The 14,344-nt window shown below is 39.7% G+C and carries 11 protein-coding genes and 1 pseudogene; 3 read left to right on the forward strand and 9 right to left on the reverse strand.

What is annotated here, in order from left to right; translation table 11 throughout:
• The 5 genes and pseudogenes from I2I33_RS09105 to I2I33_RS09125 all read right to left on the reverse strand — a co-directional run.
• Nucleotides 1-257: pseudogene (locus tag I2I33_RS09105) on the reverse strand (IS256 family transposase); the annotation flags it as partial.
• 48 nt (nt 258-305) lie between these two features.
• Nucleotides 306-923, reverse strand: a complete 618-nt coding sequence (locus tag I2I33_RS09110) for an IMPACT family protein (protein WP_087421747.1) — start codon at nt 921-923, stop codon at nt 306-308.
• Nucleotides 924-938: 15 nt separating this feature from the next.
• Nucleotides 939-2,366 carry a chromosomal replication initiator protein DnaA gene (gene dnaA / locus I2I33_RS09115; RefSeq protein WP_087421746.1) on the reverse strand — a complete coding sequence of 476 codons (1,428 nt, stop codon included), beginning with the start codon at nt 2,364-2,366 and terminating at the stop codon, nt 939-941.
• A 374-nt stretch (nt 2,367-2,740) separates the two neighbouring features.
• Nucleotides 2,741-3,928 carry an MlaD family protein gene (locus tag I2I33_RS09120; RefSeq protein ID WP_087421745.1) on the reverse strand — a complete coding sequence of 396 codons (1,188 nt, stop codon included), beginning with the start codon at nt 3,926-3,928 and terminating at the stop codon, nt 2,741-2,743.
• Between the two features lie 22 nt (nt 3,929-3,950).
• Nucleotides 3,951-5,135 (reverse strand): N-acetylmuramoyl-L-alanine amidase, encoded by a 1,185-nt coding sequence (locus tag I2I33_RS09125; protein ID WP_087421744.1) that lies wholly within the window; start codon nt 5,133-5,135, stop codon nt 3,951-3,953.
• Between the two features lie 116 nt (nt 5,136-5,251).
• Here I2I33_RS09125 and I2I33_RS09130 point away from each other — a divergent pair, with 116 nt between their 5' ends.
• A complete protein-coding gene (locus I2I33_RS09130) occupies nt 5,252-7,876 on the forward strand; it encodes a putative LPS assembly protein LptD (protein WP_229128247.1) in 2,625 nt (874 codons plus the stop codon).
• A gap of 66 nt (nt 7,877-7,942) precedes the next feature.
• On the opposite strand, the gene rlmB is transcribed toward I2I33_RS09130, so the two are convergent.
• Together rlmB and I2I33_RS09140 are read right to left on the reverse strand one after the other, a co-directional pair.
• Nucleotides 7,943-8,683, reverse strand: a complete 741-nt coding sequence (gene rlmB / locus I2I33_RS09135) for a 23S rRNA (guanosine(2251)-2'-O)-methyltransferase RlmB (protein ID WP_087421742.1) — start codon at nt 8,681-8,683, stop codon at nt 7,943-7,945.
• 14 nt (nt 8,684-8,697) lie between these two features.
• On the reverse strand, nt 8,698-10,638 hold the full coding sequence (locus tag I2I33_RS09140) for an ABC-F family ATP-binding cassette domain-containing protein (RefSeq protein WP_087421741.1): 1,941 nt from the start codon (nt 10,636-10,638) through the stop codon (nt 8,698-8,700).
• 262 nt (nt 10,639-10,900) lie between these two features.
• Here I2I33_RS09140 and pruA point away from each other — a divergent pair, with 262 nt between their 5' ends.
• Nucleotides 10,901-12,532, forward strand: coding sequence for an L-glutamate gamma-semialdehyde dehydrogenase (pruA, locus tag I2I33_RS09145; RefSeq protein ID WP_087421740.1), 1,632 nt, complete (start codon nt 10,901-10,903; stop codon nt 12,530-12,532).
• A gap of 54 nt (nt 12,533-12,586) precedes the next feature.
• Here the strand turns inward: pruA and I2I33_RS09150 are convergent, their stop codons facing one another.
• Nucleotides 12,587-13,183, reverse strand: coding sequence for a recombinase family protein (locus I2I33_RS09150; protein WP_087421739.1), 597 nt, complete (start codon nt 13,181-13,183; stop codon nt 12,587-12,589).
• Between the two features lie 317 nt (nt 13,184-13,500).
• Between I2I33_RS09150 and I2I33_RS09155 the strand changes: the two genes are divergently transcribed.
• Entirely contained in the window at nt 13,501-13,830 is a 330-nt protein-coding gene (locus tag I2I33_RS09155; RefSeq protein ID WP_255378869.1) for an HU family DNA-binding protein, read from the forward strand.
• Nucleotides 13,831-13,875: 45 nt separating this feature from the next.
• On the opposite strand, the gene pyrI is transcribed toward I2I33_RS09155, so the two are convergent.
• Nucleotides 13,876-14,334 carry an aspartate carbamoyltransferase regulatory subunit gene (gene pyrI, locus I2I33_RS09160; protein ID WP_162613827.1) on the reverse strand — a complete coding sequence of 153 codons (459 nt, stop codon included), beginning with the start codon at nt 14,332-14,334 and terminating at the stop codon, nt 13,876-13,878.
• Nucleotides 14,335-14,344: the final 10 nt, after the last annotated feature.

Raw genomic sequence — 14,344 nt, forward strand, 5'->3', positions numbered from 1 at the left:
TCTTTTAGCACCCCCAGTAACATCGGGTAAAAATGGTTGTTACGACTACGCGGGACCCGAAGCTCGAAGACCTTACCGCCATGACATACTCGACGACCACGAAAACCGTTACTCACGTCACCACGTGTCTCGTTATGAAGAGCACGTTCCGATAACATTAAACTCTCTAAACCTTGTTTAACCAAGCCTTGTAAACCTAGTTCACCGTTTGTGATTTCGGAAATTATTTCCGAGATTTGTTCATGTGTAAATTCCATTGTAATTCGTTTTTGAAAATTGCATTACAAAAATAATCAATTCGGAATTTACACACTTTTTGAAACACTATCTTCGATACTCAAAGACTCGATCTTCAACAAACGTTCTCTAAGACGAGGCATATCTTTCTGTCTGATAGACAAAGTCATCTCACATTCCATCTCAAAATTTCGGGATAAAATGTCCGGTTCTTCTTCTTTCAATACTTTCATCACGTCATTCATCACTACATAAGTAAAACGCACGTGAATAACTTCATCTACCGTTCGCTCCACGATCTCTGCATGATTGATCGCATCGGCAGCAGCTTCTTTATAGGCTTGAATCAAACCGGATACCCCTAACTTAATTCCCCCGAAATACCGGATCACCACGATAAGCACGTTGGACAAGTCATTGGAAATAATCTGTCCGAGGATGGGTTTACCCGCCGTAGAAGAAGGTTCCCCGTCATCATTCGCCCGGAAACGCTCCCGGTTTGCCCCTAGGCAATAAGCATAACAATGGTGTCGGGCATCATAAAACTTCGTCTTAAGCCCGGTAACAATATCTTTAATCTCTTCTTCGGATTTCACGGGATAAATAAAAGAAATAAAGCGACTGCCTTTTTCCTTGTACAGGCCTTCGGCAATCGCGTTTACGGTTCTATATTTATCCTCCTCCATAAAGGAACGTGATAATTAGTTACGGCAATAAAGTTTCTTTTGGAGTTCCTCCACTTGAGCCTTAAAAGCACGATCGGTCTCCATCAGATCGGTAACAGCCTTACAAGCATACAACACGGTTGTGTGGTCCTTCTTACCAATTTGTTTACCGATGTATGCCAACGATGCATTCGTGTAAGTCTTGCTGAAATACATGGCCAGCTGACGAGCCTGAACAACTTCCCGCTTTCTCGTCTTCTCTTGCAACATTTCGGGAGCCATGTTAAAATGATTACAAACAACCTGCTGAATATGTTCCACGGTCAACTCGACTTTCTGATTCTTCACCATTTTACCCAAAATATCCTTCACCACATCAACTGTCAGGTCTTTATGGTTAAATGTAGCCTGGGCCAGCAAAGAAATCATTGCTCCTTCCAATTCCCGCACGTTATTACTTACATATTTACAGATATATTCCAACACCTCATCCGAGAAGTCAATACCATCTTTATGCGCCTTAAAACGAGCTATTTCCATACGAGTTTCAAAATCAGGAGCTTTTATCTCGGCAGACAATCCCCAACGGAAACGGGAAAGTAAACGTTCTTCCAAACCACTCAATTCAGCCGGAGAACGATCGGATGTCAAAATCAATTGCTTTCCCGATTGATGCAAATGATTAAATATATGGAAGAATGTATTCTGCGTGGCAGTCTTACCGGCCAACTCATGAATATCATCCAGAATCAACACGTCAATTAACTGATAGAAATGTAAGAAATCATTTATCTCATTTTTACGTACGGCTTCCGTAAATTGAGTCTGGAAAACATTCGTGGTCACGTACAACACGACCTTGTTGGGATAATTTTGTTTTACCTCCATACCGATAGCTTGAGCCAAATGAGTTTTTCCCAATCCGGACCCACCATATATTAACAAGGGATTAAAAGCCGTACCTCCCGGATTTTGTGCAATAGCCACGGCAGCAGACTTTGCCAAACGATTACAACTTCCCTCGATATAACTGTCCAACGTGTAAGAAGGATTCAATTGAGGGTCTATCTGCAAACGATTATTATTACGCTCAAAAGGATTTTTAGGGGCAACACTATCCGGTTTACCATTCACGTATACCGTGTTTGGTTCCACCTTTTTCATGTTATTGGAAGGCATCGTTACGGAGAGAGGGTCACGAGGATGGCTCTCTTCTACTACAACCGAATATTCAAGTTTTGCATTCGGACCAATAGCGGTACGAACAGCCTTTCTCAATATATCCACAAAATGCTCTTCCAAACATTCATAAACATATTGACTCGGCACTTGAATTGTCAACACATCATCTTTGAAACTCAATGCACGAATCGGTGCAAACCAAGTTTTAAACGTTCTTGGCAACACCTGCTCCTTGATCAAGTCTAGACATTCCGACCAAACACTTTTACAATCCCTTTTCATTTATCTATTAGTTTATATCCCTATCTCATTTCTAGGAAATGGAACGCTAAATTCGAAAAAAAAATCCTGGAAAAAAAATGATGCTTTCACTTGTTTTTTATCGATTCTTGCTTACGTTTTAGGTATCAATCCTTTAGATATACACCATTGATAACCAAAACTTTAACCTAAATCAGCACAATTACCTATCGTCTCTTTTTTGCAACAGATTCTTAACATAAACGTAACATTCTAATTAACCTATCATAAGGATAAAGCTTTAGCACCTAAGGAAAAAAAATGAACTACGCTATATTTTTTTGATTCTTAAAACTAGTTTTTTATGTTAACAAAATTCAGCCTCCCAAAAGTATTATTTAGAACAATTCTAATTTTCAAATAAAGTCAATTTTAACAATATAAGCATCATTATAACGCTTTATAACATCGTCTAATTTCCTCTGGGCAGGTTTCAATTTCTTGTAGCTATCAATGATGTAAAGATATTTATCCTTATACTTAATCTCCTTCAATCCAGGATTTTGCACATACAATTCAGAATTAATATCCAATCGTTCTGAAGACTCGAAAATCACCACGCCATATTCTTCAAGAGCATTTTTTCCTGAAGAAAAATCAATCAGAGAAAGATTTATAAAGCGTTTCGGATTATACCTGAACTCAACTAATAAACGATTCAAATTTTCACTCACTTGATTCAAATTATAATAGAGATCATTATCATTTAAAAGAGCCCCTATCGTTCCCTCTCCTCTATTTATTTTATTCATTATCGAATCGGTTGTAGCCAAAATATAATCCAAGCTCATCAATGTCTGGTGTAAACTTGCCTGCCGTAAAGAATCGCTTATCGCAGATACATTCCCCAAAATAGTAGAAATCTCTTCGTTATTATTTCTCAAATTACCCGTGATGCTATTTACATCCTGCAAGATGGAACTGATTCTCGCGGACTCCCCTTGTATTAAGGTATCCAAATTTCCCGAGGCTCCCTCCAAATTACGTAACGTCCGATCAATACTTCCGAAACTATTACTCAAATTCTTTTTTGTTTCCTCATTAAACAACCCTTGAACAATTAACATCACTGAATCCAATGATCCCAGCAAACGCTCGGCTTTCTGTTTCAATGGCAACATTTGCTGGCTTACCTGTTCCATAAGTCCACGCTCCACCTGGGACCGCAGGGTGTCTCCACTTACCGCAGTCACGTGAGAATCTCCCGGTACCAGAGCAACGACTTTTGAACCCATTAAATCAGCACTCTGAATCATGGCCAACGTGTTTGATGGCAACTCCAACCCTTTATCCACCGAAAACTTCACGAGTACCCGATCGAACCGTTCTCCCGTAAATTGAATCGAAATTACTTGTCCTACCTGATAGCCCCGGTAAATAACGCCACTAGACACTTTCAATCCTTCTACACTATCATACACACCATAAAATGTACTTTTGGATTCAAACAAGGACGAACCTTTCAAGAAATTTATTCCCCAAATCAAGATAAAAACCGCAGCCAACGCGGTCAGGGCTAATTTCGCTTCTCTTCTTATTTTCATGAGTATTATTTTATTTCTTCATTTATTTCTTCTGTTCTAACTTTCTTGCCTCAGCCACGGTAATTTGTTTTTCCTTATAGACAGCAATAATAAAGCAATCCTTTACCGTTTTCCGAACTTCTTGTTGAAACTCTAACGCTTTCTCGTAACTCGAAGTTTTCTTCACGTAATACCGATAACGGTCTGTTCCCTTCAGCTCCTCCACCTTATCTTTCAATTTCAGATACCGAAGATCTTTTATTTGTGTCTTGGAAGAAGCAACTTGTATCGCATAAAACAAATCATTCTTACCAGAAGTCGTAACATTCTTCTCTACTTCTTTCTTTTCTATCGTGGAAGTTTTCTGGTTTTGCTTTTGCACCTGCGGAGTTTGTTTTGGTATCACTTTTTGTTCATCCTGCCCACCGGTCAACACGACACTGTTACGTTCCACGTTATTCTTATAGGTCTGAAAAGCCGTAAATATAGCCCGGGCAATATTCGTTTGTCCCGATTCAGACGTTAAAATCTTTTGATCACTCGGATTCGAAATAAAACCGGTCTCAATCAGAACTGCCGGCATCCCCACGTCCATCAACACGATAAATCCCGCTTGCCTTACTTCCCGATCCGGCATACGAGTTCTCGCAATTAACTCCTTTTGTATAGGTGCGGCAAATTCCATACTATTCTTCAAATGACTATTCTTCAAAAAATTAAACATGATATATGACTCTGCCTTTTTCGGATCAAAACCATCATATTTCACAGAATAATCTTCTTCGTAATGAATAGCCTCGTTCTCTTTCATGGCAACCTGAAAACTGGCCTCCGACTTATGCAACCCCAACACGTATGTTTCCACGCCTCTCACGCTTGATTTGGAAAACTTATTCACGTGAATGGATATAAACAATTGCGCTTTGGCCTTATTTGCAATCCGTCCCCGTTCTCTCAAATCCACGGCGACATCTTTTGTTCTCGTGTATACGACATTCAAATCAGGATAGGCACTCTTCACCATTTTCCCCAATTTCAGGGCAATTGCCAACGTTATATCTTTTTCTCTCAGCTTTCCACTGATAGCTCCCGGATCTTTTCCTCCATGTCCGGCATCAATACAAATACAATTAATTTTACCCAAAGCTTCTTGTGCAATCAAAGAATTTGAACCTTCTAATAAAAAGATTACCAACAAGAAACATATGAACCTGCACTGATTTATCATGTATTTAAAACTTTTTAAAAAGAATCATGAGCATTAACAACCATTATTTCTTACATTTGCAAAGCAAAAATGCAATATGCGTGATGCAATAATTAGTCACAAAAATAATTATAAAATTGCAAGTTAGATTATATACAGGGCTTTTTATTAAGAAATGTATCATTTTAACAATGATCGCCCTGCCCATAATACTCTCATCGAATGGCTTGGCGTCCGAGATTATTTTCGGACAAAATCTCTTTATCACGGCCATTGACACAACGGGACAACCCGGTGATAGCATTCGTATCGTTTATGATTCTGCAGGAATCCCGATAGACACTATTCGTAACGATTCCACACAATCCAAACCTCTATTCGACGACTTGATCGATTATAACGCGGACGATTCTGTCAGATTTTCAATACAAGAGAAAAAAGTATATCTATACGGAAATGGTTTCGTGAAATACCTCACAACAGAGTTAAGAGCCGATTACATCGAACTGGACATGGATAAAAAATTAGCCATGGCAACCGGAGTACCCGATTCTGTCGGGAAATTAAAAGGAACACCCAAATTTAAAGATGGTGGTCAGGAATTTGAAAGTACTGAATTACATTATAATTTTGACACGAAAAAGGGTTACGTAACCGAGATTATCACCCAGGAAGGAGAAGGTTATATTCAAGGAAAAACAACCAAAAAGATGAGTGACTCCGTCTATTGCGTGAAACACGGTATGTACACGACCTGCGACGAACACGACCATCCTCACTTTGGGCTAAACATGAGCAAAGCGAAGATGATCAAGGATAAAAAGATATTCGTCGGTTTCACCCATTTGGAACTGGAAGGAATTCCTTTACCGATCTTTATTCCTTTCGGCTTTTTCCCGATCACGAAAAAAGCCACGTCGGGAATTATCATGCCCACTTACGGAGAGGAACGAATGAGAGGATTTAACTTGAGAGGTGGTGGATACTATATTTATATCAATGACTATATTGATATGAACATCACCGGGGATATTTACACCAACGGTTCTTGGGGTTTACAATACGCAACCCAATACCGTAAAAGATACAAATTCAACGGTAATCTGAACTTCACGATCAGTAAAAACTATGTCAGTGAAAAGGGGTTGCCTGATTATCAGGAATCATCTGACTGGTCTGTACGCTGGACCCACACGCAAGATGGAAAAGCAAACCCGTACAGTTCATTCTCTGCTTCCGTGGATATGTCATCCGCCAATAACAACTACTATAATGCCAACACGGTAGACGGAATTGCCAACCAAAGAAAGCAATCCAGTATTTCGTGGAGTAAAAAATGGCCCGAAAGTCCGTTCAGTTTGAGTGGTTCGTTCAATCATAGCCAGAATAGCCGGGATTCCTCTATTGCTATAACATTACCGAATTTGAGTCTCCGGATGACACAAATCTATCCTTTCCGTAAAAAAGGGAAAAGCGGTGAAATGAAATGGTATGACAATATTGGTGTATCTTATTCTGCCGAATTAAGAAATAGTATCCAAACCAAAGAAGACAAGTTGTTCAAATCCTCTTTTGAAAGAGACTGGAGTAATGGATTTAAACACAATATCCCGATCAGTTTACAATTTAAGATTGCCAAGGACGTGACTTTCACTCCCTCTTTAAATTACAACGGCTACTTGAACCTCAAAACCATTGAAAAAATATGGATCCCGGACACGAGTGCTAACGGTGGGCAATTTATCACACGGGATGTCCCCGGGTTGAATTACTCGCACGATTATTCAGCCAGCGGATCAATCGGGTATACCCCAACCATATATGGTATGTTCATGTTCAAACCGGGATGTAAAGTTGTTGCCATCCGGCACATGATACGTCCTTCCATATCGGCATCCTATACCCCCGCTATAAAACCCTTGGGTAACTACAAAAAGAGCTACTTCGATGGAGAGAAAGAGGTTGAATATGACATTCACGAAGGTTTAACCTATCGTCCGAACACTACCGGCGGTAAACAATCCGGGAGTATTAGTTTCAGTTTGGATAACAATGTCGAAATGAAAGTCCGAAATGACAAAGATACAACCGGAGACGAAGAATTCAAAAAAGTAAAACTGTTGGAGAGTTTCAGACTTTCAACATCTTATAATCCCTTCGCCGACAGTATGAACTTTTCAAATATCTCCATAAGCGCACGTACCAAAATATTGAATAACAAAGTAGATTTGAATTTCAGCGGTACCATTGACCCTTACGCGATAGATACAAATAATGTAAGATATAATAAATATCACGGAAAACTAGGACGTTTAACCAACGCAACAATCTCTACCAATTTTAGTTTTTCCGCGGATAATGGACAAAATAAAGAGAAAAAGAATGACCTCGTAGGAGGATTTTACGATGATTACATGGATTTCGATGTTCCTTGGAATATAAGTATCAGTTACAATTTTACCTATTCAAGACCTAGTCCTTATAGAAGTCCAACTATTAGTCAGATTGTTAACTTCTCGGGAGACCTCTCGTTAACCCCTAAATGGAAACTCACGTTCCAATCGGGATACGATATTAAAAACAAAGAAGTTACTTCAACCAGTTTTAGTGTCACGAGAGACTTACATTGTTGGGAAATGACATTCAACTGTATGCCGTTCGGACAGCACCAGTCTTACAACTTTGAAATTCACGTCCGATCCTCTTTATTGAGGGATTTGAAATTAACCAAACGGGATTCCTGGTATGATAGAAGACTTTAATCAAATAAATAAACGAAATAAAGCAGACACTTGTCTGCTTTATTTCGTTTATACTAAGTAAGATTTCTACCTTCTTTGTCTCACCGCCTCATACACCAGGATCGCAGCAGCAGCAGAAACATTCAGAGATTCTATTTTCCCATACTGGGGAATTTTAATTTGTTGATCAGCCAATACTAACAACTCTTCATCAATACCGGTATCTTCCGCTCCCATAATAATCATACATCCCTCTTTCATATCCACTTCGGTATAAAATTTATCTGCTTTCTCCGTGGCAGCAAATAAAGTTAACCCTCTTCGTTTCAATTCTTTTATCGTCTTTTTGAGATTCTTCTCCCGACAAACAGGCAAATGGTATAAAGCCCCGGCAGATGTTTTAATCGCATCAGAAGATATTTTTGCAGAATTCTTATTCGGAATTAAAATGGCACTCACCCCGGCACACTCTGCCGTACGGGCAATTCCACCCAGATTTCGAACATCAGTAATCCGATCCAAAATAAGTATTAATGGTATTTTCCCTTCCGCCACCACAGCATCCACGACCGTATTTATGTCTTGGTAAGGAATTGGAGAAACCTCTGCCAAAACTCCTTGATGATTTTTCCCGGCAAACGGTTTAAACACCTCTTCGGGTACGTACTGGAACTGAATCTGACGTTCACGCACCAGCGAAAATAATTGTTGGAACAACTCCCCCTTTATTCCCTGACGGAACATCACCTTGTCAATTTCCTTCTCATCCTGTATAGCCTCCATCACGGCCCGGATTCCGAAAATACACTCTTGTTTAAACTTTGCCATCTTATTCGTTATTATTAATTTCTAGCTTTCAATTCTTCCAAATGCCCGTTCTCCTCTTCCCATTCTTCCATACAGACTTCCAAGCGTTTTTTCATCTCATCATAAGTTTTTAATAACTCATCATTAATCACGCCTTCTGCCATTTTTCCCTCTGCCTCCCCGATCTTTTGTTCCAAATCAGCAATTTCCACTTCTAACTTCTCGATCTTCACTTCTGACTTTTTGATCTCTTTATTCCATTGTTTCCGTTCCTCAAAAGCAATTTTATTTTCAGAAACAATCTCCTCTTCCACAACATCCTCCTGCTGCAATTTTCGAGGGTGCATCTGTTCATATTCTCGGAAACATTCCAGTTTCTTAGCCTCTAGGAAATGCGCAACACCTCCCAGGTATTCCTTTATCCCCTTGTTGGCGAATTCATACACCTTATCTGCCAACCCAAGCAGAAAATCCCTGTCATGGGAAACGACAATCACAGTTCCTTCGAACTTCTTCAACGCATCTTTCAATATATCTTTCGTGCGCATATCCAGATGATTCGTCGGCTCATCCAAGATTAACACGTTATAAGGTTCTAATAACAAACGTACCATTGCCAAGCGGGTACGCTCTCCCCCGGAAAGCACCTTCACCTTCTTGTCGACATCCTCACCGGAAAACAGAAAAGCCCCTAATATATCCCGGATTTTCTTCCGGATTTCACCTACTGCCACTTGATCTACCGTATCCAGAACACTCAACGAAGGGTCAAGCAAATCAGCTTGATTCTGCGCAAAATACCCGATATTCACGTTATGCCCGATCTTCAGGTTTCCCTCATAGGGGATCTGATCCATGATCATCTTCACCAAAGTTGTTTTACCTTCTCCGTTCCTTCCGACAAAAGCAACTTTCTCTCCTCTCAGCACATCAAGATTCACTTCATGCAGTACCACGTGATCACCATACGCTTTACTCAAATCCCGCCCACTCACGACAATATCCCCCGAACGTACCGCCGGTTGAAATCGCACATTGATTCGTGCTGAATCTTCCTGTTCAATCTCGATTCGTTCTATTTTTTCCAGTTGTTTGATCCGGGATTGTACCTGTACCGCTTTTGTCGCCTTATAACGAAAACGCTCGATAAAATCCTCCGTATCCTTAATCTGCTTTTGCTGGTTCTCGTAAGCACGTTGCTGTTGCTCGATACGTTCCTTACGTAATTCGGTAAAACGTGTATACGATACTTTATAATCGTATATCTTTCCCAGCGAGATCTCTACCGTCCGGGTTGTAATATTATCCAAAAATGCACGGTCATGTGAAACAAGAACCACAGCCCCAGGATAACCTTGCAAGAATGACTCCAACCAAGATATAGACTCTATATCCAAATGATTTGTCGGCTCGTCCAATAAAAAAACATCGGGACGTGCCAATAATATTTTAGCCAACTCAATCCGCATACGCCATCCCCCACTAAATTCCTCGCACCGCCGTTCCAGATCTTCCTGCCGAAATCCCAATCCTTTCAACACGACCTCAACTTCACCGTCCATATTATCCGCCCCTCGCATATGCAACATCTCGGTTTTCACGTTCAATTTATCAATCAGCGCCATGTAACTATCCGACTCGTAGTCTGTACGCTCACTCAGTTCCCGATGCAAACGCTCCAATTCCGCTTGCAAATCCAGCACATCATTAAACGCTGTTTCCGCCTCTTTCCGTACGGTCTTACCTTCTGCATACACTTTCGTCTGTGGCAAATACCCGATTTTCAACCCGGAAGGAACAGATACACTTCCCTCGGAAGGCTCTTGTACCCCGGCCAATATCTTCAATAATGTAGACTTTCCGGCCCCGTTACGCCCAGTCAGACCAATCCGATCTCTTTTGTTCACCAGAAAAGAGATAGAGTCAAGCAACGCGTAATCTCCAAATAAAACACTTACATTATTAATTGAAATCATATATCATCATGCAAAATAAAACCTTCTATATTTTAACGAGTGCAAATATACGAAACTTATAGACACGGGCAAACGAGTTTTCCCGTGTGTTACAAGTTACAAGTTCACAAGTTACAGGTTGCAAATTCAAAATTTGCACATAAAAATAACCTGCAACCCGACGAAATCATATAAAAAATGACAAATATCTTGTTTTATCCATCAAATATTTTTTATATTTGGGAAATTTAGAAAGAATACTAACTACATAAAAGAATAAAATATGCCCAAAGGAGTATTTAAACTACCAAACATTACCAATGAACCCATCAAAAGTTATGCACCGGGTTCTCCGGAAAGAAAAGAATTGAAGTCACAAATCAATCAATTGCGTTCTATCGTTGCCAATGTTCCAATGATCATTGACGGGAAAGAAGTTCGCACGGGGAAACTGGTAGATATTCGTCCGCCACATGATCATCATCATCTACTCGGACATTATCACCAAGGGGATGCCAGCCACGTGCAAATGGCAATTGATGCTGCATTAAAAGCTAAACCGGCTTGGGAAAAAATGAGCTGGGAAAGTCGGGCTGCCATTTTCTTAAAAGCGGCTGATCTTTTAGCCGGACCTTATCGTCAACGGATGAATGCCGTGACCATGTTAGGACAATCCAAAAATGCTTTCCAGGCAGAAATCGATTGTGTGGCAGAATTAGCTGACTTCTTCCGTTTCAACGTGAAAAATATGTACGAAATATACCATATGCAACCGAATTCCGCTCCGGGAATTTGGAATCGTACGGTATGGCGTCCTTTGGAAGGATTTGTTTTCGCCCTTACTCCATTCAACTTTACCTCTATCGCGGGTAACTTACCGGGTGCCCCGGCATTAATGGGTAATGTTTGCGTTTGGAAACCATCCAAGACAGCCGTCTATTCGGCACATCTGATTATGGAAATTCTAAAAGAAGCCGGATTACCTGACGGTGTTATCAACTTGGTTTACTGTTCAGGCCCGACGGCTGCCGATGTTATTTTCTCTCATAAAGATTTTGCAGGTATACATTTCACGGGATCAACTCAAGTATTCAATGATATTTGGGCTACTATCGTGAAAAATATTGATAAATACAGAAGTTATCCGAGAATTGTTGGGGAAACCGGAGGTAAGGACTATATTTTCGCCGACCCGACAGCATGTCCTAAAGAAGTGGCAACAGCCATCGTACGCGGGGCGTTCGAGTATCAAGGACAAAAATGTTCTGCCGCCTCACGCGCTTACATTCCTGCCAATATCTGGCCCGAAGTAGAAAACTACGTGCAAGAGGACATGGCTAGCATAAAAGTTGGTGGAGTTGAAGATTTCACGAACTTTGTAAACGCCGTTATTGATGAGGCATCTTTCGTTAAATTGTCTAACGCAATTGATGCTGCAAACAAATCGGAAGATGCAGAAGTGATTATCGGCGGGCATTACGATATGAGTGCCGGATATTTTATCCAACCGACCATTATCCAAGCTTTCAAACCGGATTACATTACCATGCGGGAAGAATTATTCGGTCCGATCTTAACCGTTTACGTTTATGATCCGGAAAAAGTAGATGAAACATTAGATATTCTGGATAAATCATCGGCATACGCTCTTACCGGAGCTATTTTCTCTAAAAATCGTGCCAACATCGAGGAAATGACAGAGCGTTTAACTCACACTGCTGGTAATTTCTACATCAACGATAAACCGACAGGAGCTGTTGTTGATCAACAACCTTTCGGTGGTGGTCGTGCATCCGGTACTAATGATAAAGCAGGAACGATCTTCAATTTATTGCGTTGGGTTTCACCACAAGCTATTAAAGAAACGTTTGTTCCGGCAACGAACTATATGTATCCTAATTTCTTGGAAGAATAGAACTTTTAATTCTCCATACAAGCTGAACGTCATGCACGTTCAGCTTTTTCTTTTTTAGAAAAGCTGATACTTTCGGTTTACAGCATAAAATGTTTCTCGTGAGATATGATAGATTCGGCAAACAGCCGACACGGACATCCCCTCTTCAAGCAAATGACTAATCTCTTCCCGGTTATCCAGCAACACGTTTTGCTTCCCTTTTCCCGGTGGACGCCCCAAACGCACGCCTTCCGACTTCCGGTGAGCCAAAGCTTCTTTAGTCCTCATCGAAATCAGATTATGCTCAATTTCTGCCACCAAGGCAAAAGCAAAAGCTAAAACTTTACTATTGATGCTATTGTCAAAAGCATAACCATCTTTTGTACTATATACCGTTATATTCATTTCAAGACAACGATGAAGTATCGACATTATGTCTAGCAAAGTCCGGCTTAATCGGGATAATTCAGTAACGATTAACACATCTCCCTTTTTCAAACTTTTCAACAATCGCCCTAATTTCCGGTCATGCTCTTTCTTTTTGCCACTTACCACTTCCGTCACCCAACGGTTTACGGTCAAGTTTTTCCTTGCAGCAAATTTTTCAATTTCTTCTTTCTGATTCTCAAGATGTTGTTTCCCTGTGCTTACCCTTAAATATGCTATTGTCATAACCCTTCCGTTTTACAAAATAAATTAAAACAAAGACATTAATAGTCATTTTATAAAAAAATTCAGAATCACAAATATAAACAAACAAATCACACAGGTGTCAAGTAAAACGTTCATTTTACTAGACAAATATACCAAATTTTAGGAGAAACATGATGAATTCTTGCAAAAATATTACTAACAAGACCCTTACACGAAAGAAAAGGTATATAAAAAAATCTAATCTTTCATGCAAAAAGCAGTGTCAACTTTAATGAACGTTTAGTCTGACAAATAGTTTTAAATAAGGCGTTAAATCATATGAAAATCGAATTCACATTCGGTATGTAGAATTATATAACAAATTGATTATGAACAAAAGAGAACTCACTAAAAAAGTAGCAGAAAGAAGTGGACACACCCAAGCAACTTCTGCATTAATCATTAACACTTTTATCAGTTGTATACTGGAATCTCTTGAAGCAGGTGAAAAAGTTACGATTCAAGACTTCGGAACTTTAGCTGTAAAACAACAAAAAACAAGAGAAAGGTTCAATTTGATTACCAAAAAAGTGGAAAAATATTCCTCTTACGATTACATCAAGTTTATAACCAGCAAATCGTTAAAAAACAAACAAAAAGAAAGAAGTTTAGCAACAAAAGAATAGAGATACTTATGTATCTCTATTCTTTTTGTAACTAGCTTTGTATCGTTAAATGATTACAATGTGTTCTTGATCAGTTAGTTTCTCGCAATAGTGACACTTCAACACGATAGGAGAACTCCCGACAACATCGAATTTCGTACGAACATTCTGGTTGTTGGTAATACATTTCGGGTTCACACATTTAGCAATTCCCTCCACGTGTTCTGGCACCATAACCGCTTTTTTCTCCGCAACTTCGAAATCTCTTATAATATTGATTTTTGCCGTCGGAGCAACTAAAGCCAACTTGTTTATCTCATCATCTTTCAAGAATTTATCCCAAATCTTGATAATTCCTTTTTTACCTAACTTGCTACTAATTAAGTTGTAACCAAAAGTTACCGTATTCTCCAAATTCTGGATTCCCAACACGTTAATCACGTCAAATAATTTCTCTGCAGGAATATGATCTATTACCGTTCCGTTCTCCACGGCACTAACCTGTAATTCTTTCTTTGCTGCCATATCTCTTTGT

It is taken from the genome of Butyricimonas sp. BSD2780061689_150309_C8, from assembly GCF_015560935.1.
GTDB lineage: Bacteria > Bacteroidota > Bacteroidia > Bacteroidales > Marinifilaceae > Butyricimonas > Butyricimonas paravirosa.

Coding starts and splice junctions, on each gene's coding strand:
- dnaA (WP_087421746.1), bottom strand. CDS start 2,366: ATGAAAAGGGATTGTAAAAGTGTTTGGTCGGAATGTCTAGACTTGATC.
- rlmB (WP_087421742.1), bottom strand. CDS start 8,683: ATGGCAAAGTTTAAACAAGAGTGTATTTTCGGAATCCGGGCCGTGATG.
- I2I33_RS09120 (WP_087421745.1), bottom strand. CDS start 3,928: ATGAAAATAAGAAGAGAAGCGAAATTAGCCCTGACCGCGTTGGCTGCG.
- I2I33_RS09150 (WP_087421739.1), bottom strand. CDS start 13,183: ATGACAATAGCATATTTAAGGGTAAGCACAGGGAAACAACATCTTGAG.
- I2I33_RS09125 (WP_087421744.1), bottom strand. CDS start 5,135: ATGATAAATCAGTGCAGGTTCATATGTTTCTTGTTGGTAATCTTTTTA.
- I2I33_RS09140 (WP_087421741.1), bottom strand. CDS start 10,638: ATGATTTCAATTAATAATGTAAGTGTTTTATTTGGAGATTACGCGTTG.
- pyrI (WP_162613827.1), bottom strand. CDS start 14,334: ATGGCAGCAAAGAAAGAATTACAGGTTAGTGCCGTGGAGAACGGAACG.
- pruA (WP_087421740.1), top strand. CDS start 10,901: ATGCCCAAAGGAGTATTTAAACTACCAAACATTACCAATGAACCCATC.
- I2I33_RS09110 (WP_087421747.1), bottom strand. CDS start 923: ATGGAGGAGGATAAATATAGAACCGTAAACGCGATTGCCGAAGGCCTG.